Below are 25,946 nucleotides of genomic sequence, written 5' to 3'. Positions count from 1 at the left end.
TTCATCGCCGATGGTAGTGTGGGGTTTCCCCATGTGAGAGTAGGTCATCGTCAAGCATCTATACCGAAACCCCAGATCATGCAGATGATCTGGGGTTTCTTTTTGGCTGTAGAAAACTATGCGTACGGTTAAATCGCCAGTAAGACGGCTGTCTTGCAGCGACTGATAACGATCAGGCTGAATCGTGTTCGCGTCTGGTGTACGGTAGCTTCGGTGTTACATCAGTCGCGGAGTTGAGATGAGCGTTAATGATCAGGATTTGACTCGTCTGGCTGCCGAGTTGGGCAAGCAGCTAGTCAGTGTGCAGGCACAGGTTACAACCGCAGAGTCCTGTACGGGTGGCGGTATTGCTGAGGCGATAACCCGAATTCCCGGCAGCTCTGCCTGGTTTGAAGCCGGCTATGTGACCTACTCCAATGCACAGAAGACTCAGCAGTTGGGGGTTAGCCCAGAGTTGTTTGGCAGCGTCGGAGCTGTCAGTGAAGAGGTCGTTGTCGAGATGGTCCGTGGTGCACATGCTAATAGCGGCGCTCGCTATGCGGTTGCGGTTAGCGGTGTTGCAGGTCCGGATGGCGGTTCGACGGATAAGCCCGTGGGGACTGTCTGGGTGGCCTGGGCTGAGGGTTCGAAGGTGTTCACCCACCGCTGTTTGTTTGCTGGAGACCGTGAACAGGTCCGCCGACAAACGGTTTTTACCGCGCTAGAGGGGTTGCTTCGTCTGCTCGCAAAAGAAAATCCAATTGTGGGGTAGGCGTGCGGCCTAGCCTATGGAATAATACTGTCTACTTATACAGTTGTTGGCGGCCGTCAGGCCCTCTTAATCACGTGGGGATTTCAATGGACGAGAATAAGAAGCGCGCTTTGGCTGCTGCCTTGGGCCAGATCGAAAAGCAATTCGGTAAAGGCGCAGTCATGCGCATGGGCGACCATGATCGCCAGGCTATCCCAGCGATCTCTACCGGCTCGCTCGGGCTGGACATTGCCTTGGGCATTGGTGGTTTGCCGAAAGGCCGTATCGTCGAAATCTACGGCCCTGAGTCGTCAGGTAAAACTACCCTGACGCTCTCTGTTATTGCTGAAGCTCAGAAAGCCGGTGCGACCTGTGCATTCGTCGATGCCGAGCACGCACTCGACCCTGAGTATGCCGGCAAGCTGGGCGTTAATGTTGATGATCTGCTGGTATCGCAACCGGATACCGGAGAGCAGGCGCTGGAAATCACCGACATGTTGGTGCGCTCCAATGCCATTGACGTAATCGTTGTCGACTCCGTGGCTGCACTGGTGCCGAAAGCGGAAATCGAAGGTGAGATGGGCGACATGCACGTCGGCCTGCAAGCCCGTTTGATGTCGCAGGCGCTGCGTAAAATCACCGGTAACATCAAGAACGCCAACTGCCTGGTTATCTTCATCAACCAGATCCGCATGAAGATCGGCGTAATGTTCGGCAGCCCTGAAACCACTACCGGTGGTAACGCGCTGAAGTTCTACGCATCGGTTCGCCTCGATATCCGCCGTACAGGTGCGGTTAAAGAGGGTGACGAGGTTGTGGGCAGTGAAACCCGGGTTAAAGTCGTCAAGAACAAGGTTGCTCCGCCGTTCCGTCAGGCCGAGTTCCAGATCCTTTACGGTAAGGGTATCTACCGTAACGGTGAAATCATTGATCTGGGCGTACTGCACGGTTTCCTGGAGAAGTCTGGCGCTTGGTACAGCTACCAGGGCAGCAAGATCGGTCAGGGCAAGGCCAACTCGGCTAAGTATCTGGAAGATAACCCGGAAGTCGCCGCCACTCTGCAAAACCTGATCCGTGAAAAACTGCTGACGCCGGCAACTCCCGCCAAGGCTGCAGCAGAGTCGGTTGATAGCGCCGAAGTAGACGCTTAAACCGATAGGTTAGTGAGGATGGCCGTCATACTCGACAATTTGACCGCTGTACGCCGCACGGCAATGGATTTGTTGGCGCGGCGTGAACATGGTCGAGTCGAGTTGACGCGCAAATTACGTTTGCGCGGCGCTACCCCAGAATTGATCGAACCAACCCTCGACCGCCTGGCGGAAGAGGGTTTGTTGTCTGAGGCGCGCTACCTCGAAAGTTTTGTCAGCTACCGTGCACGCGCAGGTTACGGCCCATTGCGGATTCGTGAAGAGCTAAACCAGCGCGGACTGGCACGCAGCGACATCGAACAGGCCTTGCGCGACTCAGGCATCAACTGGGCCGAATTACTGCTTGATACCTGGCAACGCAAGTTTGCCGGTGAATTGCCCGCAGACATGCGCGAGCGTGCCAAGCAGCAGCGCTTTCTCAGCTATCGTGGCTATCCCCAGGATTTGATCAGCAAGCTGTTGCGCGGCGCGCTGGACGATTAGTTCGCGACGCGTCTTTACCGGCCCCAATACTCATCCGTTAAACCCGCTCACAGGCCGCAAGTTTTGCGTACGGCCTGCAATGCGTTATGCCTGCAATATACTGCGCCGCTATTTATACCAACTGGGCGCAGCAGTACGTAGCGGTGCATGTGGCGCAGTCAGGCTTGCCAGTGTTGCGGTTGATTGATGAAATTCAGTAGCTCGCGCAAACGCCCCAAGTGGCGACCGGTGAAAGCAAAAGCCAGGCGGGCGAGGTGAGCAAGTTCGGGCTCATCCATTTCTGCCACCCCGCTAGCCAACTGCTCGAAACCACCGCTGATGCATAAATCGCTGAATTGCTCATGCAGCAACTGCATGGCCGTTGAGTTGAGTAGATGATTGATGCGGATAACAAACCGCCCTTTAAGCCAGCGGCTTGAGTGGAAGTTGGCGTAGAAGCGGGCGATCTCGGTGGCCGCATCCTCGACGCTATAAACCAGACGCATCAGGTGCATGTCGCTCGGCAGGATGTAGGCGTTGTCGCGCAATTCAGCCTCGATAAATTCCAGCGCACGTTGCCAGTAAGTACCGCCTGGCTGATCAAGCAGGACGATCGGCACTAACGGGCTTTTGCCGGTTTGAATCAGGGTCAATACTTCCAGCGCTTCATCCAGTGTGCCAAAGCCGCCGGGACATAAGACCAGCGCGTCTGCTTCCTTGACGAAGAACAGTTTGCGCAGGAAAAAGAAATGGAACGACAACAGGTTGTCCGAGCCTTTCATGGTCGGGTTGGCGGTTTGTTCGAACGGCAGGGTGATGTTGAACCCCAAGCTGTTTTCACGCCCTGCGCCCTCATGCGCAGCAGCCATGATGCCGCCACCGGCACCGGTGATTACCATGAGGTCATAACGCGCCAGCGTTTGTCCAAGATCACGTGCCAGGCCATACACTGGATGGTCGGCTGGGGTGCGCGCAGAGCCAAACACAGTGACTTTGCGCCGACGTTTGAAGCGCTCCAGTGCGCAGAATGCATGCTCCATCTCACGCAGTGTCTGCAGCATGATCTTGGCATCCCAGCGATTGCGATCGGCCTGCGCCATGCGCACAACGGTGGTGAGCATTTCACGATAGAGAGACTGATTAGGGCTGTCGGGCGGGGTGATCAGTGCGGTCAGTTGATCCAGATATGACGCCACATCAATGCTGGTGGTTTGCACATGGCGTGACAGGTAGTCGTCAGCTTCATAAGGCATAAAGAGTCTCCTGTTGAGCGTAACCGTATCGCCAAGCATCCGTGCTGCTACGGTTCTACAGAGAGAGTATGGCTGCAGGATGACGTTTTGCGGCGTTACGCAGTGCTAATTTGCACGCAGCTAGAGTGATGCAGCGTAATGCGAGGGCAGTCTGGCTGCGCAGTCGCCTGTGCAGTGCGCTGAGGCGCTGGACAGGCAAACCGGGAGGGACGTGCGACTTACTGGATGTTGCAGTCGGTTTTGTCGTAGTTCTCATTGGCAACCGGGCGGTTGCTTTTGTATTCGGTGAACTCGTAGCGCAACACTGCGCCGCGTGAAAGCAGTTGGCGGAAACCATTGTTGTTGCACACGCTGGCAGCAAGTTGCGCACGCATTGCATCCGGGTTGGCGCGCATTTGTGTGGCATGGGCCTCGCGGACACTCAAGTGATTGATTAGCACGTGGCCATCAACGGTGTAGCCCTGATCCAAGATGTCGCCATTGATGGCGCGTGGAGTGCCAACACTGCTTTGCTTGGCAACCTGCTGCAGGAGCTTGGTCAGTTCAAAGTCTTTCAGTGACGATGCATGAGCAACCACTGGCAAGGTGAGTGCGATGGAAAGGGCAATTAATCGAAACATCAGGGTCTCCGCAATCATTTGGAACCTTCGACAGGCTTGGGTCTGCATAGGTTCAGCGTGCAATCATAATACCTATAAGCGGGCGCTTTGTACCTTCAGTCGTTAGCTCCGCTGTTGGCACCCAGGTTTGCTAGAATGCCGCACCCTGAATTTGAGTGATGTCATGCGCCGCTTAACTGTACGAGTTATTCACTGATGAGCCATGCCGTAGCGCGTCTGCGCACTGCGCGGCTTGCCCGCAGTGAGAAACCATTTATTGCCCGTGGCTCGCGTTCGATTCGATGTGAGTCCTGTCGCATCGCGCTGTCTCACTGCATTTGCGCATTGCGGCCAAATGTTCAGGCGCATTCGGGGATGTGTCTGCTGATGCATGATATCGAGGCCCTCAAACCGAGCAATACCGGTTGGTTGATTGCCGATGTGGTGGCAGACACCTGTGCTTTTGGATGGCAGCGAACAGTCGTCGACGAGGCGCTGTTGGCCTTGCTGGCTGATCCAGCCTGGCAGCCCTTTCTGGTGTTCCCGGGTGAGTACGCCGAGCCAGAACGCGTCGTCAGTGAAGTGCAGCCTGTGGCTGGCAAGAGGCCGCTGTTTATCCTGCTGGATGCAACCTGGACCGAGGCGCGCAAGATGTTCCGCAAGAGCCCTTATCTGGCAAATCTGCCGGTGTTGGGTTTGCAGCCGGAGCAGGTTTCACGTTATCGGTTGCGCCGTTCCAAGCGTGATGATCACTTGTGTACCGCCGAAGTGGCTGCGCTGTGCCTGGAGCTGGCCGGTGATCAGCGTGCGGCAGATGCGCTGAACACCTATTTCGATGTGTTCAGCGAGCACTACATCGCCGCCAAAGGTCCGCGTGCAGTGGACCTCAACGATGAGCTGCACAACCAGCTGCGCACCTTTCTCTGAGCCAGAAAACCGTTGCGCAGCACTCGGTACTGCGCAACGCACGGCATGCTTAGTGTTGAGCCAGCGCTTCGACCTTGGCCTGCGGCTTTTGCGGCCATAGTTGCGCAATCAACATCCCGCCCAGCATCAGCGCGCAACCCAGATAACCCCGCGCGTGCAGCGATTCACCGAGCAACAGCGCGCCGGCAATGGCGGCAAATACCGCCTCAAGCGACAGGATAATGGCCGCATGCGAGGCGATTGCACTTTTCTGTGCAACGACTTGCAGGGTGAAGCCGACCGCAACACCGAAGATGCCGCCGTAAAGCACCGCCGGGCCAGCTGCGATAACCGCTTCCAGGGAGATGGTTTCAAACAGTGCGCCGCAAACCAGGCTGATGATCGCGCAGGTCGCAAACTGGATGACCGCCAGGCGCAGTGGATCGTGACGGCTGGCAAAGTGACCCACCAGTAATACATGAATACCCCAAACGAATGCGCCTGCCAGTTGCAGCCAGTCGCCCGAAGCGACATGGAAACCCTCGCCAACGCTGAGCAGGAACATGCCGACTACCGCGAGTACGGCGCCGAGCCAAATGCCCAGGCCGCTTTTCTGGCCGATAAACAAACCCAGAATCGGCACAATGATCACGTACAGCCCGGTAATGAAGCCCGAGTTGGTCACGGTGGTGAACAGCAAGCCAACCTGCTGCAAGTTGATGCCGATTGCCAGCGCCAAGCCCATCAGGCCGCCGCCAATTAACAGGCCGCGATTAACAGGCTCTGGCTTGCTCGCAGGGGTACGCCGTTCAAGCAGGGAAAGCACTGGCAGCAAAATGACGGTCGCGAGGGCGAAGCGCAGACCGCTGTAATAAAACGGGCCGATGGAGTCCATACCCAGACGCTGGGCGACAAAAGCCGAGCCCCAGATCATGGCCGTGAGCAGCATCATCAAATCGGCCCGTAAGGCGTTGCGTTGCATAGAAAATTCTCGGCAGGATTAAGGGCGCAGACTTTGCCGTAAAGTAATCAACTTGACCACCCCGAGTTCGCTCGGCATGCTGGGCACCGCCAGCCGCGTTTAAACATCGGATTGATAGACTACCGAGCGTTTTTTGCGTACTCGCCAATAGCTCAAAGTGTTAACTTGGAGCTGATTTATAATCAGCGCCAGCGCATTGCAGTGCGCATAAACCTGTGCGTTACCCGGTAACTAACTATGCGTTGTGAGCGATGCTTGCAAACGAAGCCCCTATAAGAAGAACAGGATCCGCAATGGCTGCTTATGAAATCCTGATTGCAGATGACCACCCGCTGTTTCGCAGTGCATTACAACAAGCGCTGACACTCGGGTTGGGCAGTGGTGTTCGGTTGGTAGAAGCGGCAAGCATTGCCGAGCTGGAAGCCCATCTGGCTGAAAAGTCTGACTGGGATCTGGTCTTGCTCGATCTTAATATGCCCGGCGCTTATGGCTTTTCAGGGTTGATCCTGCTGCGCGGTCAGTACCCGCAGATCCCCGTCGTCATGGTGTCTGCACAGGAAGAGGCGGCCGTGGTCACACGTAGCCGTGAATTTGGCGCCAGTGGTTTCATTCCCAAGTCGAGCTCACTTGAAGTTATTCAGCAGGCGACGCGACAAGTACTCGATGGTGATGTGTGGTGGCCGCAGACTAATGAGGAAGAGTTTGCTGTTTCCAGCGAAGCTAAAGCTGCGAGTGCCGGTCTTGCGAGTTTGACGCCTCAGCAGTTCCGCGTTCTGACCATGGTCTGTGATGGTTTGCTCAACAAGCAAATTGCCTATGAGCTGAGTGTGTCCGAGGCCACTGTGAAGGCTCACGTGACGGCTATCTTCCGTAAGCTGGGAGTGCGTACCCGAACTCAGGCAGCACTGTTGTTACAGCACTTGGAAAGCATTCCTTCAGCGTAGAAATCAAATACCTGCGTAGCTCTCTCAATAACAAGGCACGCTGTTGCCTTGTCGTCGTTTATTTTTTGAGTCGTTCCAGATGTCCCCATTCAAAGGTAAAACCGGTTTTAGGCGCGTCCTCAATGCGACCGGCTATTCGTTCGATGGCTTGCGCGCCGCATTTCTCGGTGAGGCGGCTTTTCGCCAACTGGTTTTGCTCAACATTGTATTGATCCCGCTGGCCTTTTGTTTCGATGTCAGCAAGGGTGAGCGCGCGCTGATGGTCGGCGTGTGCCTGCTCGCGCTGATCGTCGAACTGCTCAATTCAGCCGTCGAGGCGGCGATCGACCGCATCTCGCTGGACCTGCATCCGTTGTCGAAAAATGCCAAAGACATGGGCAGTGCAGCCCAGTTCGTCTCACTGTCGCTGATTGGCTGTGTCTGGCTGATCATCTTGCTGGGCTGAGATCAGGCAATATTTGGCAGCACAATCTGGTCGCTGCGCTTGATCCCGTGCGTCAGTGTCTGGCACAGCTCGACAAACTCACGCATGGCCGCCGTACGGTATTTCTGCTTGTGCCAGATGAAATAGAACTGCCGGCGCAGGTCCAGCGTCGGTGTTTCGACGGCGACCAAGCTGCCGCGGCGGAATGCATCGCGCAGCGCCAGACGCGAAATACAACCAATGCCCAGCCCCGACTCGACCGCACGCTTGATCGCTTCGGTATGTTCAAGTTCCAGGCGGATGTTCAGCGATGTGGGGTGATGACGCATCGCCCGGTCGAAGGTGAGGCGGGTGCCGGAGCCCTTTTCCCGTAAGATCCACGCCTCCCGCGTGAGGTCATCAAGGTTTGCCTCACCGCGTTTTGCCAGCGGATGTTGCGGGGCGCAGAACACCACCAGTTCATCCTCGATCCAAGGCAATACCTCGATATTCGGGTCCTGGCAGTCGCCTTCGATCATGCCCAGATCCAGTTCATAGTGAGCGATTTGCTGAACCACATGTGCGGTGTTGTGCACTTGCAGTTTCACCTTGCACTCAGGATGCAGCTGCATGAAGTTGCCGATCAGCAATGTCGCCAGATAGTTACCGACCGTCAGCGTGGCGCCGACGCTAAGGGACCCCAAGCCGCTCTCACTCTTCAGCAGCCGCTCAATGGTTTTAACCTGATCGAGCAGGGCGATAGCCTGGGGCAGTAATTCGCGGCCCAGCGCATTGAGGTTAAGCCGCTTGCCCGCACGGTCGAATAATTGGCTGTCGGTCTGGCGTTCCAGCTCGGTAAGGGAGGTGCTGGTAGCCGATTGCGAGAGGGCCAGCGACTCGGCTGCGCGTGAAACGCTTTCCTGCTGCGCCACGGCGACAAACACTTGCAGTTGTCTGAGAGTAAATCGCATATCTATATAACCGATAACCTATATCTTAATTATTCGCTTAACAGATATTCTGCGCCCCACTAGAATGCCGCGCAATCACCAATTTTGACCTTTGAGGTAACCTGCATGAGCAACCTGAACGTCGAGCGCGTGCTTAGCGTCCATCACTGGAACGATACCCTGTTCAGTTTCCGCACGACCCGCAGCCAGGGTTTGCGTTTCGAGAACGGCCAGTTCGTGATGATCGGCTTGCAGCAGGAAAACGGTCGGCCGCTGATGCGTGCCTATTCAATCGCCAGCCCAAACTACGAAGAGCACCTTGAGTTCTTCAGCATCAAGGTGCAGGACGGTCCGCTGACCTCGCGTCTGCAGCACCTCAAGCCGGGTGATGAGTTGATGGTCAGCCGCAAGCCTACCGGTACTCTGGTGCTGGACGACTTGCTGCCGGGCAAGCACTTGTATCTGCTGAGCACGGGCACCGGCCTGGCGCCGTTTATGAGCGTAATCCAAGACCCTGAAACCTACGAGCGTTACGAGAAAGTCATTCTGGTTCACGGTGTGCGCTACGTGAACGAAGTTGCTTATCGCGAGTTCATTACCGAGCACCTGCCGCAGAATGAATACTTTGGTGACTCGCTCAAGGAAAAGCTGATTTACTACCCGACCGTAACCCGTGAAGAGTTCGAGAATCAGGGCCGCCTGACGGACCTGATGCGCAGCGGCAAGTTGTTTGCGGATATCGGTCTGCCGCCGATCAATCCTCAAGATGACCGCGCCATGATCTGTGGCAGCCCAAGCATGCTCGACGAGACCAGCGAAGTGCTGGAAAGCTTCGGCCTCAAGGTTTCCCCGCGTATGGGCGACCCAGGTGATTACCTGATTGAGCGCGCATTCGTAGAGAAGTAAGTTTTAGCTGGCAAGTTAAAGCAACACACAAAAAAACTACCGATTCAGGTGGTTTTTTTGTGTCCGCCGTTTGGCTCAGCGCGTTGCAGTACGCTTGATGTCGAGTGCCCAGCGCTCGTCATCGCGGAAGGCAATTAGCAGCAAGCTGGCCGCGAAGATAATCAGCGATGGGTAGAACAGCGCGTTGGAACCCTGCAAAAACCAGCCCCATGGGTCTATTACCGAGCCCAGAACAGCCAGCAGCGTGAGGCCATTGAGCAGCGCTTGTAGCGGGTAGGTCCAGCGGCGTAGCAGCCCAATGACGATCAGCACGCCTATGGCGATCTGAATCACCCCCAACACCTGCATCGCACTTTCAGCCGTGAGCAGACCGAAATAGAACTTATTGGCGACGGCAACGCTGTGCGCAACATTGAATAGCTTATCGGCTCCCCAGATAACCAACAGCCAGCCGAGTGAGATGCGTAACAGTAATAACGTCCAGTGTTTCATGGCGATCAGCGCTCCAATGAGAATACTGCTGGAGTCTAATATAGGACTCTTCAGTCCTAAATAGATCGAATGGACTGTAACGTGGTGAACTGTAAGTTATTCTTTCGCTAGCCCTGAGCCGATCCTGACTATTCGCCTGGTTCTCAGCCGTTTGCCAGCACCACGTCGAGCACGCGAATCTCTGCAGGTGTCGGGTAATGCCAGTGCACATCGAGATCCCAGAACTTCGCTCCGTAGCGGCGTTCGGGTACCGGCGTCTGATAAGCGGGGCGCGGGTCCTGGGCCAGGCATTGTTCGATCAGCGCCACCAGCGGTTCACTCAGGCGCTGTGCATGCAGCTGTGCTTGCTCAAGCGCGGGCTGATTCCAGCTGACGGGCAGGAGACTGGGGGCCGCCGCAGCCATGTGATTGAATGCGCCAGGCACTTGGTCTGCGTAGGGTACATACGGCTTGATGTCGAGCACCGGCGTGCCATCCAGCAAGTCGATGCCCGATAGCCACAATTTGCCCGGCTCGACTTTCTCCAGCGCCACCACCGATTGGCCGATGCCGTTCGGGCGGTGCGTGGCCCGCGTCGCAAAAACGCCCATGCTTTGATTACCGCCCAAACGCGGTGGCCGGACTTTGAGGCGCGGCTTGTCTTCAAGGGCCTGATGGAAAACAAACAGCAGCCAGACATGACTGACCTGCTCAAGCCCCTGAATCGCTTCGGGCTGATCAAACGGCGCTACCAGTTCCAGCACCCCGCGCGCGGCAGGCGCCAGTTGCGGCTGGCGCGGAATGGCGAACTTCTCTTTGAAGCAGGAGCGCACAAAGCCGATGGGCGATACTGAGTAAGTCATGGAGGCGAGTCGCGGCAGATAGGTCGGCTATGGTAACCGCAACGCAGCGGCAGGTTAAATCCGGCGTGCCGCTGCGTTGCGCATCGGTGCTGGCGGGGGTGGCGCCTCAGAGGCTGAAACCGCCGTCCAGTGGGATGACGTTGCCGGTCATATAGGCACCGGCGGCACTCGCCAGACTAATCGCCAACGCTGCCATTTCCTCTTCGCGGCCCCAGCGTTTCATCGGGATGACGTCAACATCGGCGGCCATGGCGGCGCTGTCCTGTGCGATGTGTTTGGTCATCTTGCTCGGGAAGCGTCCGGGTGCAATCACGTTGACGTTGATGTGTTCGCTGACCAGTTCGCGCGCCAGCATGCGTGACATCTGATGCAGCGCCGCCTTGCTCGGCCCATACGCCCAGGCATCTTCGCCAAACGAGCTGATGCCGGCCACCGAGCCGATATTGATGATGCGGGCCGGGTTATCACTGCAGCCGGCTTTGCGCAGCAGCGGCAACAACTGCTGGATGCAGCCGAACACCGAGGTCACGTTGAGTTGCATGACCTTATCCCAGCCTTTGGCCGGATAACTTTCCAGTGGCGCACCCCATGTGGTTCCGGCGTTATTCACCAGAATGTCCAGTTGTGGGGTTATTTCGCCAATGGCAGCGGCAAAAGCCTGAATGCCTTCCTCGGTTGCAAGATTGGCCGCGATAGCGTGGCATTCGCCGAGAACGCTCAGCTCTGCCGCTGTATCTGTGCAGGCTTGTGCGTCGCGGGCACAAATGATCACCTTGGCACCTGCTTCGAGGTAGGCCTTGGCGATCATTTTACCGATGCCGCGAGTACCGCCAGTAACCAGCGCGGTGCGGCCTTGCAGCGAGAAGTACGGGTGCATGGCGAATCCTTGAAGGAGGAGAGAGCCATTACCCTAAACGTGCGCGGCCACCAAGGGAGGCACTATTGCGCACGTAAATGCAGGGTTATACAGAACCTAGTTCTGCTCGCGCAGTGCCAGGCCCTTGAGGAAATTGCGCAGGAACTGGTCGCCGCAGGTGCGGTAGTTGCTGTGGCCGAACTTGCGAAACAGCGCGCTCATTTCCGGCTTCGAAACCGGGAAGTCGACACTCTGCATGATCTGGTGCATGTCATCTTCCTTGAGCTCGAAGGCAACGCGCAGTTTCTTCAGGATGATGTTGTTGGTGATTGGCAGCTCGAAAGGTTGCGCCGGGCGACTGTCATCCTTGCCACGCTTGAAGTACACCAAACCATCGAGAAAGTGCGCCATCAGCTCGTCATCACACAGAACGAAACCTTCCTCGTCTTCTTTCTTCAGCAGCAGGCTGACCTCATCGGCGGTGATGGTCTTGTTGCTCAGCTGAAAGATTTCGGCCAGCTCTTCATCATTGATGTTAAGCGTGTAGCGCAGGCTACGCAGTACGTCGTTATTGAGCATTAGGGTTCCTGATAATGGGAGAGCAGTAAATTGACATGACTGCGTTTAGAAGCGCTCTTTTGCTGCCAGATAGCGCCATTGGCCCGGCGGGACTTTGGACATGGGTACACCGCCCACACGGATGCGCTTGAAGCTCAGGACTTTCAGCCCGACTTCATTGCACATGAACACGATTTGTCCCGGAATCGGATTTTTCAGGGCAAAGCGCAAGCGAGTCTCGTTCTGCCAGCTGACCTTGCACGGCGGCAACGCGTAGTTATTGAAGACCAGGCCATGATTGAGACGCTTAAGGTCGCGCTCGCTGAGCTGGCCGCTCACTTCAACCACGTATTCCTGCTCCATCTTGACGATGTCGTCGCGCAGTTTGCGTTCGATACGCCAGTCCTGAGTCATCACGTGCAGGCCTTCTGCACCGGCTTGCAAGGGTATGCAGGGCGTTAAGTTGATCAGGTGGGCTTTCAGAGGGCGGATTTTCGAGGCGTCATCGGCCCAGTGACTGGCCTGGCTGAGTTCTTCAACAAAACGCTCTGCACTGTTGTGCCCGGCCGGGATGTGAACCAGCAGCGTGACCGGATCTACCGGCGCGGCTACGGCATCAGGCAGTAGCTCCACCAACTCGTCGGTAACTTTGACGTGCGGTACATCGACCACCTCGCCATTAACCGTCACCCAGCCTCCTTCAATGTACAACTCGGCTTCGCGGCGGGAGCAGCCGACCAGTTCGATCAGGCGTTTGGAAAGGCGTATTGGGTCGGTCATCAGGCAGTCATCGGCAAATTAATCCACCTATTGTAACTGCCCGCGACGGTTGTGTACGGATCAGCTGGCGGGTGGCAGCAAATACCCCGGCAGTTAATCCGTTTACCAGCGAGTAAAGCGCCTTACATTGGCTTGGAGGATTCATCGGTTTGCCCGGATGCCGCGACCGACCAATCGCCACCCAGAGCCTTGTGCAGCAGCACAACCTGAGTGGCGGTATTCAGGCGGGCGACAACTTCGGCGTCTTCTATCGAGTTCTTCTGGCGCTGGGTGTCGAGCACGTTAAGGTGATTGATCATGCCCGAGCGATACAACGAGTCCGCCTTGTTCGAGGCGATCTGTGCTTGCTCGCTGGCCTGCTGTATCAACGCGTGATACTTCTGGCTGTTGCCGTACGCCGTCAGGGTGGTTTCGACCTCGTTGAAGGCCGAGTTGACTGTTTGCTGATAGCTCAGCGCCGATTGCTTGAAGCCGGCTTCCTGCATTTCCACCAGCGCCTGGCTGCGCCCACCGTCATACAGGTTCCAACTGATGCCTGCGCCGAGCATCCAGGCTTTTGAGCTGGACTTGAACAGATCATTAAAGTCGCTGGAGAGCAGGGCGGGGGAGCCGGTGAGGAAAATCTTCGGGTATTTGGCGGCGATGGCGGCGCCAAGCTCTTCATTCTTGGCCGCCATTTCACGTTCGGCCATGGCGATGTCCGGGCGTCTTTTTAGCAGATCAGATGGCAGTCCGGTTGGAATCAGGGCGTTCATTTGCGGCAAGCGCTCAGGGCTGAAGTGTTTTTCAGTCTCGCCGATGTTCTCACCCAGCAGAATCGCCAGCCTGCCCATATGCACACTCTTGGCCGTGTCCAGCATCGGCAGCGTGGCCTGGGTTGCAGCCAGCGCCGACTTGGCGTTGGCCACATCCATGGATGAGCCGTAGCCGTTGCGCTCAAGCGACTGCACCAGTTTAAGGGTTTCCTGTTGCTCGCTGATATTGCGCTTGGCGATATTGATGCGCTCAACCGCCCCGCGGTATTGCAGGTAGTTGTTCACCACGTCGGCGGTGATCAGCGTGTTCATTGCGGTTTTCATAATCCGCGCCTGTTCGAGCCGGATACTGCTGGCCTTGCTCAGGCTGTCTACGCGGCCGAACAGATCCATCTCCCAACTGGCACTGAGGCCGACGGTAAAAGCGTCCGGGTCGCGATCAGCAACTTTGATTTCACCGCCACCAAACTGCGCGGGCAATTGCACGCCACTCACCGCGTCACCCAGTAACGGATCATTCTCACTGATGCGTAGATCGTAGTAGCCAGCTGTTAACGCAATGGTCGGCACTTTCATCGAGGAAATGACTTTGTGATAGGCCTGCGCCGCTTGAATTCGCTGGCTGACAATCTGCAAGCTGACGTTCTGGTTTTGCGCGCGAATCACAAGTTGATTGAGTTGCGGGTCATTGAACTGGGTCCACCAGCTATTGCTGTTGGCGGGCGCAGATGTCACCCCGGCGGTGTTCTGATTGAGGTACAACTCGCTCACCGGCACGCTCGGCTTCTCGTAAGTTGGAGTCATCGAACAGCCACTCAGCAGCAGGGCGGTGGTCAGTGTGGTCAGCGCTAATTTAGTCATGGGTAATCACCTGGCGCGTGTCTTTCTCGGCATCAGGGTCGCGACCGAAAAACAGTTTGTAGAGAGCAGGCATGATGAACAGCGAGAGCACCGATGCCGCCGAGAGTCCGCCAATGATGGTGGCGGCCATCTGGTCAAACAGCCGGTCTGTGAGCAGTGGAATCATGCCCAGTGCCGTGGTCAGTGCCGCCATCGAGATCGCCATGGTGCGGTTCAGCGTGGCGCTCTTGATGGCCTCGCTCAAGGGCGTGCCAATGCTTCGCTCAAGCTCGATCTGATCCATCAGCACGATGCCGTTTTTGATGATCATGCCCGAGAGGCAAATCATGCCGACAATCGCCATGAAGCCGAAGGGTTTGTCGAGTAGCAGCAAGCTCCAGATGATGCCGATGAGGGCCAGCGGCAGGGTGATCAGAATGATGATGGGCTGGCGGTATGCGCCAAACATGGCGACCAGAATAATCAGCATCAGCATCGAGGCTTTCGGTGTCTGCGTCATCAGGTCGTTGATCGAGCGATTCTCGTCGTAATACTCGCCGCCCCATTCCATTGTGTAGCCATCCGGTAACTCGATTGCCTCGATTTCATCCTTGAGCGTATTGCGCACATTCGAGGCCGTGTCGCCACTCACGCCGGCTTGCGCGGTGATGGCCGGGAGCCGGTTATAGCGCCAAATCAGCGATTGCTCACCGACTATTTCGATGTCATCCACCACTTGCCCCAATGGCACGCTGTGCGTGGCGATCAAAGAACGTACTGGAATGTTCTTGAAGTGTTCGAGCGATGCATTGGTGCTGCGCAATTTAATCGGCACCAGATCATCTTCATGGCGCAAGATGCCGATATCGACGCCTTCGGTTACCCGTGAAATGGCTAGGGCTATGTCTGTGCGGGTCACGCCTGCGAGGCGGGCTTCTTCCTGGTTGATTACAGGGCGCATCAATTTACTTTCCTGGCGCCAGTTGTCGCGCACATATTTGGTGTGTTCATGCGCGCGAAAGATGTTTTGTGCCTGCTCCGAAAGGGTATGCAGAACCTTTGGATCGGGGCCGCTGAAACGGGCCTCGATGCTGTATTTGTCTTTGGTCGCCAGCTTCAAATCACGAAAGCGTGGCTCTGCATACGGGAACTCCTTGGCCAGCCATTTATCGCCGGCGACGATCAGGGGCGCGATGTCTTCAAAGGTTTTGGTGTTGATGAGTATCTGGCCGTAACTCGGATCGAGCGGCTCCGGCTCGACAGTCACCGAAAAGCGCGGGGCACTTTCGCCAACATAGCTGGAGATGCTGCTGACTTGGGGTTGCTTGAGCAGCCACTGCTCGATTTTCAGCATGTCTTCCGAGGTTTTTCCGATCCGTCCCCCATTGGGCAGCCAATAGTCGAGAAATACGATCGAGCGATCCGAGGAGGGCATGAAATTGACACTCATCAGCGGGTACGCCAGCGCGGTTACCAGCAGAAAGGGCATCACATAAAGGATGGCTCGTTTAGGGTTATCAACCGTCCAGCCCACCGCTTTCTCATAGGCCAGCGCTGCTTTTCCAGGTGGTTTAGGCGTCGTATCCGCATCCGGTTTGATAAACATCCAACACATCAATGGGGTGATGATCATGGCAATCACCCACGACAGCAGCAGTGAACTGCACAGTACCTGCACGATCGACAATGAGAACTCTGCCGAGTCGGTCTTGGAGAACAGCACGGGTGTGGTGCCGAGCATGGCGATGAGTGTGGCGGCGAGCAGTGGCGTCGCCATTTCCTTGATGCTTTGGCTCACCGCCTCGCTGCGTTCAATGCCCGCGCGAACCTTGGCCTGAAACAGATCGGTGATGACGATGGCGTTATCCACCAGCATGCCCAGTGCCAGAATGAACGAGCCGAGCGACACGCGCTGCAAGTCGACATCGTTGATATTCATGTAGATCAGGGTGAATACGATGTTTAACAGTAAGCTGATGCCGACAATCATGGCGCTGCGCCAGCCCATAAATATCAGCAGAACAGCGAAGACGATGACGATACTTTCGATCAGGTTGAGGCCGAAGTTATTGATCGACTTGTCGACTTCGTCGGGCTGGTAGGCAATGACGCCGACATTGGCGCCGAGCGGCAGCTCTGCCTGAAACTCGGCAAGCACGGCTTTCAAGTCATCGCCAATGTCCACCACGTTGATCCCGGACTCGGGGCTGACTGCCAGCGTTACCGCTTTCTGGCCGTTATACCGGCTCAGGGTGAATGCCGGGTCCTGATAATCCATAGTCACTTCGGCGACATCGCCAAGGCGGATGATCCCCGATTCACTGCCGTTGACGCCGGTGTGAATCAGCAGATTCTTGATGTCTTCCAGCGAGCTGAAATTACCGGTCTGTTCGACCCGCAAATTGCTGTTGCCGAGATCGAAGTCACCAGAGCGCACGGGCAGGTTCTGACTGTTGAGCTGGTTGGAAAGCTCGGCGACCGAAATATTGGTGTCGGCTGTGCGTTCGTCAGACACGCTGATGTTGACCACTTGCTCGTGAACACCATGCAGCTGGACTTTCTTGATGCCGTTGACGGCCTTGATCCGACGTTGCAGTTCCCGCGCATAGTTCTTCATGTCGTGCATCGGAATGTCGTCGCCGTACACCGCGAAGACCATGCCGTACACTTCCGAGAACTCATCCTGAACGATGCTGATCTGCGCTTCGGCCGGCAGCTCCAGCTTGACGTCCTCGACCTTGCGCCGCAGCAAGTCCCACTGCTGGGGCAGTTCTTCGGAGGAAATGCTTTCCTTGAGGTCGATAAAAATCATCGAGCTGCCGGGGCGCGACAGCGAGCGCAACTTCCACTGGCTGCTCATTTCCTGCAAGCGGGTTTCGATTTTGTCGGTCACCAGCTCTTCAACTTCCTTTGCGGTCGCGCCCGGATATAGCGTGACCACAACGGCGCTTTTGACGGTAAAGGACGGGTCTTCGAGCTTGCCCAGTTGGAAGTACGAAAAGATTCCGGCAAGCAGGCACAAGGAACTGAAAAAGATGACGAAGGTTTTCTGGCGCAGGGCAAAGGTCGATAAATTCATCACTGCTGAGCCTCCAGCAGATTGCCCACGGCGTCTCCTTCCTTGAGAAAGGCGCTTCCCGCCGTGACGATGGTATCGCCCGTGTCGAGCTCGCCAGTGACGCAAACCTGATTATGCCGTTGGCTAACGACCTTCACCGCAACATGCCTGGCATGGGCACTCACCAGTTTGACGACTTGGGTCTGGCCTTCGGTGCTCTTGATGGCGCTGGGTTGCAGGCAGAAGGCTTTTTCCAGCTGGGTACTCAGGTCTACCTGCACATTCACAGCCTTGCCCGGAAACACGGTGGTGAGTTGCGTCGGGTCCAGCTTGAAGGTTACCGAGTAGGTGCGTTTGAGCGCATCGGGCAGGCTGGCGATCTCGGTGCTTTGCGCCTTGATTCCGGCGGGGTTGCCGTACCAGCTCACCAACCCGGCCATGCCCTTGCTGATGAGGCCGATCTTGCTCTCGGGCACGTCGACAATTGCCTTCAGCCGTTTCGGCTGGTGCACGGTCATTACCGTAATACCAGGGCGGGTTTGTTCGTGCTCATCAATCAGGCGCTGACCCACGACGCCATCGAACGGTGCCTTGAGCTGTGAGTAACGCAGTGCGTCTTCGGCCTTCTTCAGTGCTTGCGCCGTGACATTAACGCCCGCGGCAGCTCGCGCTTGCGCACTGATGGCGCGGTCCAGGTTGATCGCCGCAATCGAATGGTCCTTGACCGCTGAACGGGTTCTGCGCAGCTCTACATTGGCAAGCCGGGCACTGGCTTTGGCTTCGCTGAGACGGGCCTTCAGCTCGTCAACACTGACTTTAAAATCGTGTGGGTCGAGCTGCGCAATAACCTGGCCCTGTTTAACGGCATCGCCTTCCTTGAACAGAATTTTGTCGACTGTGCCGGGCACCCGGAAGGCCAGATTGGCCATTTGCTGGGCTTCGATTACGCCATTGAATTGCAGCGATTGGTTGGAGTTCTGATCGGAAAGCTTGACCACATTGACCGGGCGGCCGGGGGAGGTGTCTGCGACTTCGTCGCCAGCGCCGCAACCGGTGAGAGACAGTCCGCACGTTAGGAGCACTAATAAGGATATTTTCGAGTGCGAACTGCACATAGCTACATCTCCCTGAGTCTGTATGTTTATGGAACAACAGCCTAATGGAGATTAATCGTTGGATAATCCGGCTAGGATTCCGAACAGTGTCCTGACAAACAGGACAATCACTTGATCATCGGAATTTGTTCGAGCAGGTATTCAATCAGCAGGCGGGAGGCAAAGGATTGGCCGGTCCGGCTTGGATACACCAGCCAGATATTTTCCAGCTGCATTTCGTAGGCGGGCAGCACTTCGACTAACTCTCCTTCAGCCACGTGCTTGTGCGCGATTATTTCCGGCAGCAGCGCGATACCCGCACCCTGGAAAACCGCGTGGCGGATGTAGTTGGAGTTGTTCGAGATCAGTCGGCTTTCGATACTGATTTCTGCCTGTTTGAACCGCCAGAGGTTTTCCAGCTGACCACTTGGCCAGCGCAGCATGATCAGGTTGTGCTGGTGCAGGTCCTCGAGTGACCGCGGCGCTCCGTAACGTGCAATGTAGTCGGGGCTTGCGTAAAGCTTGCGGATGAACGAGGCGATAGGGCGGGCTATGAAGCTTGTGTCGCTGATCGGGCCGACATGAATCGCCATGTCGAGGCCGTAATTCATGATGTCGTAGTAACCCAGATTGCTCAGGTGGGTTTCGATGCTGATGTTCGGGTAGCGCGTGAGAAAGTCTTGTAGCACCCAGTGAATCAGAATGTCTGATTCGGTGAGCAGGCCGATCTTGATCTTGCCGGTCGGATTTTGATTTTGAGTGCGGATCGAGTCGTTGGCGTGTTCAAGCCCCGGGATGATTTCCTGCAGGCTGGTCAGGTAGCCCTGGCCAATCGGGGTGAGGGTCAGACGGCGGGTCGTGCGGGTGAAGAGTTTGCCCTGCAGTGCGGATTCGAGGTCGTTGATGCGCCTGCTGATATTCGAGCGAGGCAAGTTCAGGGCGTCGGCCGCAGCGGTGAAGCTGCCTAATTTGGCGACGAGCATGAACAGTTTCAGGTCCTCGATGCGCATCAGTCTTTCATCCTTGTAAGCTGGGGCTTTGCCACCCTAACAAAAAAAGCCGCTGATCACAGCGGCTTTTGGATGCAGCACTGAGGTTAACCGCCCAGGTACGCGTCCCGTACTTTCGGGTTGGTCAGCAGCTCCTGGCCACTGCCTTCCATGACAATACGGCCGTTCTCCAGAACGTAGCCACGATCGGCGAGTTTCAATGCCTGGTTAGCATTTTGCTCGACCAGAAACACCGTTACACCGTCCTTGCGCAGTTGTTCGATGATGTCGAAGATCTGCTGAATGATGATCGGTGCCAGGCCCAGTGATGGCTCGTCAAGCAGCAACAGCTTGGGTTTGCTCATCAGCGCGCGGCCAATCGCCAGCATCTGCTGCTCACCACCGGACATGGTGCCAGCGCGTTGCTCGAAGCGTTCCTTAAGGCGCGGGAACAGGTGCAGGACCTTGTCCATTTGCATTTGGAAGTCTTCTTTTTCAGTGAAGAAACCGCCCATGGCGAGGTTTTCTTCAACGGTCAGACGGGCAAACACACGGCGACCCTCAGGCACCACGGCAATACTCTTGCGCATGATGTTCGGGGTGTCCATGCCAACCAGTTCTTCACCCTGATAACGGATGCTGCCGCTGGTGGCCTGCGGATTACCACAAAGGGTCATCAACAGTGTCGACTTGCCTGCGCCGTTGGCGCCGATCAGGGTGACGATTTCACCCTGACGCACTTCAACATTGACGTCGTGCAGTGCCTGGATCTTGCCGTAAAAGGTCGAGACGTTTTCGAAATAGAGCATTACGCTTCCCCCAGATAGGCTTTGATTACGTCCGGGTTATCGCGGATCTGCTCCGGGGTTCCGTCTGCCAAAGGCGTGCCCTGATTGATCACGAAAATGTGGTCGGAGATGCTCATCACCAACTTCATGTCGTGTTCGATCAATAGCACCGTCACGTTGTGCTGATCACGCAGCACGCCGATCAGGGCTTTGAGGTCGTCGGTTTCGCGTGGGTTGAGGCCTGCCGCCGGTTCGTCGAGCATGAGGATGCTGGGGCGCGTCATCATGCAGCGGGCGATTTCCAGGCGACGCTGTTGGCCGTAGGCGAGGGTGCCGGCAGGGCGGTTGGCAAACTCGGTCAGGTTGACCTGCTCCAGCCAATGCGCGGCATAGTCCATCGCCTCACGTTCGCTCTTGCGAAACGCCGGGGTCTTGAACAGGCCAGCCAGAAAGTTGGTGTTGAGGTGGCGGTGTTGCGCCACCAGCAAGTTTTCAACGGCGGTCATGTCCTTGAACAGACGCACGTTCTGGAATGTACGCACCACGCCCTTGCGCGCAATCTTGTGGCCCGGCAGGCCTTCGATTTGCTCGCCATTAAGGCGGATGCTGCCGCTGGTGGGCTGATAAAAACCGGTGAGGCAGTTGAATACCGTGGTTTTGCCAGCGCCGTTAGGGCCGATCATCGACACCACTTGTTTTTCTTGCACGGACAGATTCACGCCGTTGACGGCCAGCAGGCCGCCAAAACGCATGGATAAGCCGCTTACTTCTAGAATCGGGCGGCTCATTGTTTCAGCTCCAGGTGCGGGCGCTGCATGGGCAACAGGCCCTGCGGACGCCAAATCATCATCATTACCATCAGGGCACCGAAGAACAACATGCGGTACTCGCTGAACTCACGCATCAGTTCCGGCAGGAGGATCATCACGATCGCGGCCAGAATGACCCCGAGTTGTGAGCCCATGCCGCCAAGAACCACGATGGCGAGGATGATTGCCGATTCAATGAAGGTGAACGATTCCGGTGTCACCAGGCCTTGGCGGGCGGCGAAGAAGCTGCCGGCAAAACCTGCGAAGCTGGCGCCGAGGGTGAAGGCTGAAAGCTTGATCACGGTCGGGTTCATGCCCAATGCGCGGCAAGCGATTTCATCTTCACGCAGAGCTTCCCACGCGCGGCCGATTGGCATGCGCAGCAAACGGTTGATCACGAACAGGGTTACCAACACCAGCAGCAGGGCGATCAAGTACAGGAAGATAACCTTGTTGATCGACTGGTACGCGGTGCCGAAGAATTCGTGAAAGGTTTGCATGCCCTCAGCGGCTTTACGCTCGAACGACAGGCCAAACAGTGTTGGTTTGTCGATGTTGCTGATGCCGTTCGGGCCGCCGGTAAGCTCGGTCATGTTGCGCAGCAGGATACGGATAATTTCACCGAAGCCCAGCGTCACAATCGCCAGATAGTCGCCGCGTAAACGCAGTACCGGGAAACCGAGAATGAAGCCGAAGAACGCTGCCATCAGGCCGGCGATTGGCAAACATACCCAGAAGCCCAGGCCGTAATAGTGCGACAGCAGCGCGTAGCTGTAGGCGCCCACGGCGTAGAAACCAACGTAACCGAGGTCGAGCAGACCCGCCAGACCCACCACGATGTTCAGGCCGAGGCCGAGCATGACGTAGATCAGGATCAGGGTAGCGATGTCCACCGCGCCACGCGAACCGAAGAACGGCCACGCCAGCGCCACTACCACCAAGCCCAGAATGATCCAGCGTTGGGTCGAGGGCAGGGTCAGGAAGTTGGTCGCCTTGCTTGGAACAGCCGGCAACTTCGGTGCATGTGACCAGGCGGAGCTGATCTGATCGCGGAACAACTGCCAGAAGAACATGGCAATGGCGCACCCGGCGATGGTCCAGAGAACCGCAGGGCTGGCATTGTGCACTTCAAGCTTGATGCCGACGGTAGTCAGTTTCAGTCCCAGCACCGGATAGGCCACGGCCACCACCAGCAGGGCACTGAAGAATGCCGTCTTGAGGTTTTTTGTGATTGCCGAACTCATACCTTTTCAACCTCCGGACGACCCAAAATGCCAGTCGGGCGGAACAGCAACACCAGCACTAACAGGCTGAATGCCACAACGTCTTTGTACTGGTCACCGAAAATATCGGCGCCAAAGGCCTCAGCAACACCGAGTACCAAACCGCCGAGCACTGCGCCAGGAATACTGCCGATACCGCCCAATACCGCTGCGGTGAAGGCTTTGATGCCGGCCAGGAAGCCCAGGTGCGGGTTGATCACACCGTATTGCAAGCCCAGCAGCATGGCGGCCACAGCAGCCAGCGCCGCACCAATCACGAAGGTCAGGGCGATGATGTTATTGGTGTTGATGCCTAACAGGTTGGCCATCTTCAAATCTTCAGCACAGGCTCGGCACGCACGGCCCAGGCGGGAGCGGGAGATGAACCAGGTCAGGCCAACCATCACCAGGAACGTGACGATGAAGATCAGCACCTGCATGTAGGAGATAACCACGCCGTTCATGCTGTTTTCACCGAACACGAAGTTACCGGGCAGCAGGTTGGGGATGGCTTTGTCTTTGGAGTCCTGCGCCAGAAGTACTTCGTTTTGCAGGAATATCGACATACCAATTGCGGAAATCAGGGGAATCAAACGGTTGCCGCCGCGCAAAGGCCGGTAGGCGACTCGTTCAATACTGTAGCCATAGGCACTGGCCACAATAATGCTGGCAGCAAATCCTGCGATCAGCACAACGGGCAGACTATGGATGCCAAACATGGCAAGACCGGCAACTACGATGAACACCACGTAAGAGCCAATCATGTAAACCTCGCCGTGGGCGAAGTTGATCATGCCGATGATGCCGTAGACCATGGTGTAGCCGATGGCGATCAGAGCATAGGTGCTGCCAATGGTCAGGCCATTAACCAGCTGTTGCAGGTAGTGATACAGATCAGGCATTGCCTAACTCCTGGGTCGTTGCGTAAAGCATCGCTTGTGGCGCCGCGCAAGACCGGGATTCTTCTAATAAACAAAGCCCACTGCGGATGCAGTGGGCTTTGGGTTCGGACAGGTGAGGCTTATTTAGCTTCGGTTTTTGTACCGTCCTGGTGCCATTCGTAAACCACGAAGCTGAAGTCCTTCAGATCGCCCTTCTCGTCGAAGGAAAGTTCACCGGTTGGGGTCTTGAAGCTGTTGGCGCGCAGTGCAGCTGCAACCTTGTCGGTGTCAGTGCTACCGGCTTTCTCGATACCGCCAGCGATCACTTGTACCGCAGCGTAAGCTGGGAATACGAATGGGCCGGTTGGGTCTTCGTTCTTGGCTTTGAAAGCATCAACCAATGCCTTGTTGGCTGGGTCCTGGTCGAAAGACTTCGGCAGGGTAACCAGCAGGCCTTCGGAAGCCGGGCCAGCGATGGCCGAGATTTCCTTGTTGCCCACGCCTTCCGGACCCATGAACTTGACCTTAAGGCCTTTCTCAGCCGACTGACGCAGCAGCAGGCCCAGTTCTGGGTGGTAGCCACCGTAGTAAACGAAGTCCACGCCCGCTTGCTTGAGCTTGGAGATCATCGAAGAGAAGTCTTTGTCGCCGGCGTTGATGCCTTCGAACACAGAAACCTTCACGCCTTTGCTTTCAAGCGTCTGCTTAACGGCAGTGGCGATGCCTTCACCGTACTGCTGCTTGTCGTGGATTACTGCAACGTTCTTCGGCTTGATGTGATCAGCAATGAAGTTACCAGCAGTCGGGCCTTGCAGGCTGTCGAGACCGATGGTGCGGAAGATCAGCTGATAGCCACGCGAGGTGATGTCCGGGCTGGTCGAAGCCGCGGTGATCATCAGGATGCCTTCGTCTTCGTAGATGTCAGACGCTGGCTGAGTGGAGCTGGAGCACAGGTGGCCAACCACGAACTTGACTTCGTCGTTGACGATTTTGTTAGCAACAGCAACGGCTTGTTTTGGGTCGCAAGCGTCGTCATAAACCACGCCTTCGAGTTGAGCGCCGTTAACGCCGCCAGCCTTGTTGATTTGTTCGATGGCCATTTTAGCGCCAATGAACTGCATTTCCCCGTATTGAGCAACGGCACCAGTAACCGGACCCGCCAGACCGATTTTAATGGTGTCGGCAGCCATGGAGTAGCTAGCTGCGCCAGCCAGCGCCATTGCTGCGAACAGCTTGGTAATTTGCTTAGTTGCCTTGTTCATAATGCTCCACTCTTATGTTTGTCGTTGTTGTAGTTCTTGCGGCCAAAGCTGCAGAACCGGGTTGAACTCCCCGGCCATACCCCCGGCAACTGTACCGGTACAGTGTAGAGCGCGAGTTCGCGCCTTGAAAAGCTAGGTTTTGGGGGCAAAACGAGAAGATGTCGCTTTAATGCAATAAATGTATAGAAAAACGGCGTGTCCTGATGCGCAGATTGGACGTCAGGCGACTTGGTCGACGTTATCATGATGCCGATCAATTTCGGCAAACAATTCAAGGCCCACCATGACTGAACAACCTAGCACCCTCTATGCCAAACTGCTCACTGAAACTGCATCTATCAGTTGGCAAGAATTACAGCCCTATTTTGCCAAGGGTGTTCTACTCTGGGTGGATGGCTCAGCGGACTTGGTGGCCGTCGCAGAGGCGGTGGCCGAGAACGAGCATGGCAAGGTTCGCCAATGGCTTGAAAGTGGTGTTCTGAGCAAGATGGAAGACAGTTGTGCAGAAGGTCTGGCCACGCGCGACCCGCAACTTTGGGCGGTGGTCATAGTCCCATGGGTGTTGGTGCAAGAGCGCGCGCAAGCGTCTACTGCGCACTAAAGCGGTGCGTTGACGGTCTCTTTTGTGGCCGCGTCAAAAACTTAGTTAGGGAGTTCGAACATGTTCAAGCCGGGACATTTGCATCGCGTCAACCGCGACGAGGCCGACGGCCAGCCTGTTTACAGCGTCGACTTGTACTACCACATCAAGTTTTTGCCGGATGGCAATCGTAAGTTGGTCATGACCATGTTGGGCAATGTTGCTGGCGAGGCCTTTCAGGAAGAGTTCGAGCTGAGCAAGGAAGAAGCCCCCAATTTTGGCAGTGTCGCCAGCCGGATCGCGCAAAAGTACGGCTTGCCGACCCAGACAGGTCTGATCGCCAAGAACCATGATGAATACGATCAGATGTTCGCCGACATTCGCTCAAAACTAGAAGCGCCGGAGCCTTTACCGGTCAGCGCTGCACCCGCCATGACCGTGGATCGTTACATCCCTGGCCACTTGCATCGGGTGAATCTGGTGGCGACCAAAGACCGGCCGGCATTCAACGTCGATATTTACTACGATGTGGTGCAAGACCCGGCGGAAGGCAAGATGCTGCATATCGAATTGATCGGTCAGGTGTCGGGCACCTCATTTGAAGAGTCGTTCAAACTGCATAGCGATACGGCATACAACTTTGCCAGCGTGATTACCCGCGCCGCGCACAAGCACGGGATTCCGGTGAACCAGAGCCTGATCATGCGCAATCACAAGGAATACGACCTGATGTTTGCCGATATTCGCAAGCGCCTGGATTTGCACGCAGGCGATCCGATCAATCTCGATCATCTGGACAGCGACGGACTCTGAT

27 protein-coding genes are annotated in these 25,946 nt (G+C 56.3%); 9 read left to right on the top strand and 18 right to left on the bottom strand.

The window, feature by feature from the left end; translation table 11 throughout:
* Window positions 1-238 precede the first annotated feature (238 nt).
* From BM395_RS15915 to recX, 3 genes are all read left to right on the top strand, one after another.
* A complete protein-coding gene (locus tag BM395_RS15915) occupies window positions 239-751 on the top strand; it encodes a CinA family protein (protein ID WP_090513571.1) in 513 nt (170 codons plus the stop codon).
* A gap of 86 nt (window positions 752-837) precedes the next feature.
* The gene (gene recA, locus BM395_RS15910; protein ID WP_069901450.1) at window positions 838-1,881 is read left to right on the top strand and encodes a recombinase RecA; all 1,044 of its coding nucleotides are present in this window, start codon (window positions 838-840) and stop codon (window positions 1,879-1,881) included.
* Between the two features lie 18 nt (window positions 1,882-1,899).
* On the top strand, window positions 1,900-2,364 hold the full coding sequence (gene recX, locus BM395_RS15905; protein ID WP_069901451.1) for a recombination regulator RecX: 465 nt from the start codon (window positions 1,900-1,902) through the stop codon (window positions 2,362-2,364).
* Between the two features lie 158 nt (window positions 2,365-2,522).
* On the opposite strand, the gene BM395_RS15900 is transcribed toward recX, so the two are convergent.
* Window positions 2,523-3,596, bottom strand: coding sequence for an LOG family protein (locus BM395_RS15900; RefSeq protein WP_090513568.1), 1,074 nt, complete (start codon window positions 3,594-3,596; stop codon window positions 2,523-2,525).
* A gap of 218 nt (window positions 3,597-3,814) precedes the next feature.
* A complete protein-coding gene (locus tag BM395_RS15895) occupies window positions 3,815-4,216 on the bottom strand; it encodes a quorum-sensing-regulated virulence factor family protein (RefSeq protein ID WP_069901891.1) in 402 nt (133 codons plus the stop codon).
* A gap of 195 nt (window positions 4,217-4,411) precedes the next feature.
* On the opposite strand from BM395_RS15895, the gene BM395_RS15890 reads away from it, so the two are divergent.
* Entirely contained in the window at window positions 4,412-5,122 is a 711-nt protein-coding gene (locus BM395_RS15890) for a tRNA-uridine aminocarboxypropyltransferase (RefSeq protein ID WP_090513565.1), read from the top strand.
* Between the two features lie 49 nt (window positions 5,123-5,171).
* On the opposite strand, the gene BM395_RS15885 is transcribed toward BM395_RS15890, so the two are convergent.
* Window positions 5,172-6,083, bottom strand: coding sequence for a DMT family transporter (locus tag BM395_RS15885; RefSeq protein WP_069901454.1), 912 nt, complete (start codon window positions 6,081-6,083; stop codon window positions 5,172-5,174).
* Between the two features lie 293 nt (window positions 6,084-6,376).
* Between BM395_RS15885 and erdR the strand changes: the two genes are divergently transcribed.
* Window positions 6,377-7,027 (top strand): response regulator transcription factor ErdR, encoded by a 651-nt coding sequence (gene erdR, locus BM395_RS15880; RefSeq protein WP_090513561.1) that lies wholly within the window; start codon window positions 6,377-6,379, stop codon window positions 7,025-7,027.
* Window positions 7,028-7,106: 79 nt separating this feature from the next.
* Window positions 7,107-7,472, top strand: coding sequence for a diacylglycerol kinase (locus BM395_RS15875; RefSeq protein ID WP_090513558.1), 366 nt, complete (start codon window positions 7,107-7,109; stop codon window positions 7,470-7,472).
* A gap of 2 nt (window positions 7,473-7,474) precedes the next feature.
* Here the strand turns inward: BM395_RS15875 and BM395_RS15870 are convergent, their stop codons facing one another.
* The gene (locus tag BM395_RS15870) at window positions 7,475-8,401 is read right to left on the bottom strand and encodes a LysR family transcriptional regulator (protein ID WP_069901457.1); all 927 of its coding nucleotides are present in this window, start codon (window positions 8,399-8,401) and stop codon (window positions 7,475-7,477) included.
* Between the two features lie 105 nt (window positions 8,402-8,506).
* Here BM395_RS15870 and fpr point away from each other — a divergent pair, with 105 nt between their 5' ends.
* A complete protein-coding gene (fpr, locus tag BM395_RS15865; protein ID WP_069901458.1) occupies window positions 8,507-9,286 on the top strand; it encodes a ferredoxin-NADP reductase in 780 nt (259 codons plus the stop codon).
* Between the two features lie 75 nt (window positions 9,287-9,361).
* On the opposite strand, the gene BM395_RS15860 is transcribed toward fpr, so the two are convergent.
* From BM395_RS15860 to BM395_RS15795, 14 genes are all read right to left on the bottom strand, one after another.
* Window positions 9,362-9,778 (bottom strand): DoxX family protein, encoded by a 417-nt coding sequence (locus tag BM395_RS15860; protein WP_090513556.1) that lies wholly within the window; start codon window positions 9,776-9,778, stop codon window positions 9,362-9,364.
* Between the two features lie 143 nt (window positions 9,779-9,921).
* Window positions 9,922-10,620, bottom strand: a complete 699-nt coding sequence (tsaA, locus tag BM395_RS15855; RefSeq protein WP_090513554.1) for a tRNA (N6-threonylcarbamoyladenosine(37)-N6)-methyltransferase TrmO — start codon at window positions 10,618-10,620, stop codon at window positions 9,922-9,924.
* A gap of 106 nt (window positions 10,621-10,726) precedes the next feature.
* Window positions 10,727-11,497, bottom strand: coding sequence for an SDR family oxidoreductase (locus BM395_RS15850; RefSeq protein ID WP_090513551.1), 771 nt, complete (start codon window positions 11,495-11,497; stop codon window positions 10,727-10,729).
* A gap of 96 nt (window positions 11,498-11,593) precedes the next feature.
* On the bottom strand, window positions 11,594-12,055 hold the full coding sequence (locus BM395_RS15845; RefSeq protein ID WP_090513548.1) for a YehS family protein: 462 nt from the start codon (window positions 12,053-12,055) through the stop codon (window positions 11,594-11,596).
* 45 nt (window positions 12,056-12,100) lie between these two features.
* Window positions 12,101-12,814, bottom strand: coding sequence for an rRNA pseudouridine synthase (locus BM395_RS15840; RefSeq protein WP_090513545.1), 714 nt, complete (start codon window positions 12,812-12,814; stop codon window positions 12,101-12,103).
* A gap of 122 nt (window positions 12,815-12,936) precedes the next feature.
* Entirely contained in the window at window positions 12,937-14,430 is a 1,494-nt protein-coding gene (locus BM395_RS15835) for an efflux transporter outer membrane subunit (RefSeq protein ID WP_090513543.1), read from the bottom strand.
* On the bottom strand, window positions 14,423-17,488 hold the full coding sequence (locus tag BM395_RS15830; protein ID WP_090513540.1) for an efflux RND transporter permease subunit: 3,066 nt from the start codon (window positions 17,486-17,488) through the stop codon (window positions 14,423-14,425). The genes BM395_RS15835 and BM395_RS15830 overlap by 8 nt, the downstream gene beginning before the upstream one ends.
* Window positions 17,488-18,582, bottom strand: a complete 1,095-nt coding sequence (locus tag BM395_RS15825) for an efflux RND transporter periplasmic adaptor subunit (protein WP_090513538.1) — start codon at window positions 18,580-18,582, stop codon at window positions 17,488-17,490. Before BM395_RS15825 ends, BM395_RS15830 begins: the two co-directional genes overlap by 1 nt.
* 107 nt (window positions 18,583-18,689) lie before the next feature.
* Entirely contained in the window at window positions 18,690-19,571 is an 882-nt protein-coding gene (locus BM395_RS15820; RefSeq protein ID WP_069901467.1) for a LysR substrate-binding domain-containing protein, read from the bottom strand.
* An 86-nt stretch (window positions 19,572-19,657) separates the two neighbouring features.
* Window positions 19,658-20,359, bottom strand: coding sequence for an ABC transporter ATP-binding protein (locus tag BM395_RS15815; RefSeq protein WP_090513535.1), 702 nt, complete (start codon window positions 20,357-20,359; stop codon window positions 19,658-19,660).
* On the bottom strand, window positions 20,359-21,126 hold the full coding sequence (livG, locus tag BM395_RS15810; protein ID WP_069901469.1) for a high-affinity branched-chain amino acid ABC transporter ATP-binding protein LivG: 768 nt from the start codon (window positions 21,124-21,126) through the stop codon (window positions 20,359-20,361). The genes BM395_RS15815 and livG overlap by 1 nt, the downstream gene beginning before the upstream one ends.
* Entirely contained in the window at window positions 21,123-22,391 is a 1,269-nt protein-coding gene (locus BM395_RS15805) for a high-affinity branched-chain amino acid ABC transporter permease LivM (RefSeq protein WP_371850774.1), read from the bottom strand. The genes livG and BM395_RS15805 overlap by 4 nt, the downstream gene beginning before the upstream one ends.
* Window positions 22,388-23,311, bottom strand: coding sequence for a high-affinity branched-chain amino acid ABC transporter permease LivH (livH, locus tag BM395_RS15800; protein WP_069901470.1), 924 nt, complete (start codon window positions 23,309-23,311; stop codon window positions 22,388-22,390). The genes BM395_RS15805 and livH overlap by 4 nt, the downstream gene beginning before the upstream one ends.
* 119 nt (window positions 23,312-23,430) lie before the next feature.
* Window positions 23,431-24,552, bottom strand: a complete 1,122-nt coding sequence (locus BM395_RS15795; RefSeq protein WP_090513532.1) for a branched-chain amino acid ABC transporter substrate-binding protein — start codon at window positions 24,550-24,552, stop codon at window positions 23,431-23,433.
* Window positions 24,553-24,835: 283 nt separating this feature from the next.
* Between BM395_RS15795 and BM395_RS15790 the strand changes: the two genes are divergently transcribed.
* Both BM395_RS15790 and BM395_RS23790 read left to right on the top strand, forming a co-directional pair.
* Window positions 24,836-25,153 (top strand): DUF2288 domain-containing protein, encoded by a 318-nt coding sequence (locus BM395_RS15790; RefSeq protein ID WP_090513529.1) that lies wholly within the window; start codon window positions 24,836-24,838, stop codon window positions 25,151-25,153.
* Between the two features lie 60 nt (window positions 25,154-25,213).
* On the top strand, window positions 25,214-25,945 hold the full coding sequence (locus BM395_RS23790; protein WP_335722231.1) for a DUF5064 family protein: 732 nt from the start codon (window positions 25,214-25,216) through the stop codon (window positions 25,943-25,945).
* The last annotated feature ends 1 nt before the right edge of the window (window position 25,946 follow it).

Source organism: Pseudomonas marincola (genome assembly GCF_900116605.1).
Lineage (GTDB): Bacteria > Pseudomonadota > Gammaproteobacteria > Pseudomonadales > Pseudomonadaceae > Aquipseudomonas > Aquipseudomonas marincola.
Note: the sequence above shows the minus strand (reverse complement) of the source record. Positions and strands in the feature narration are given on the sequence as shown.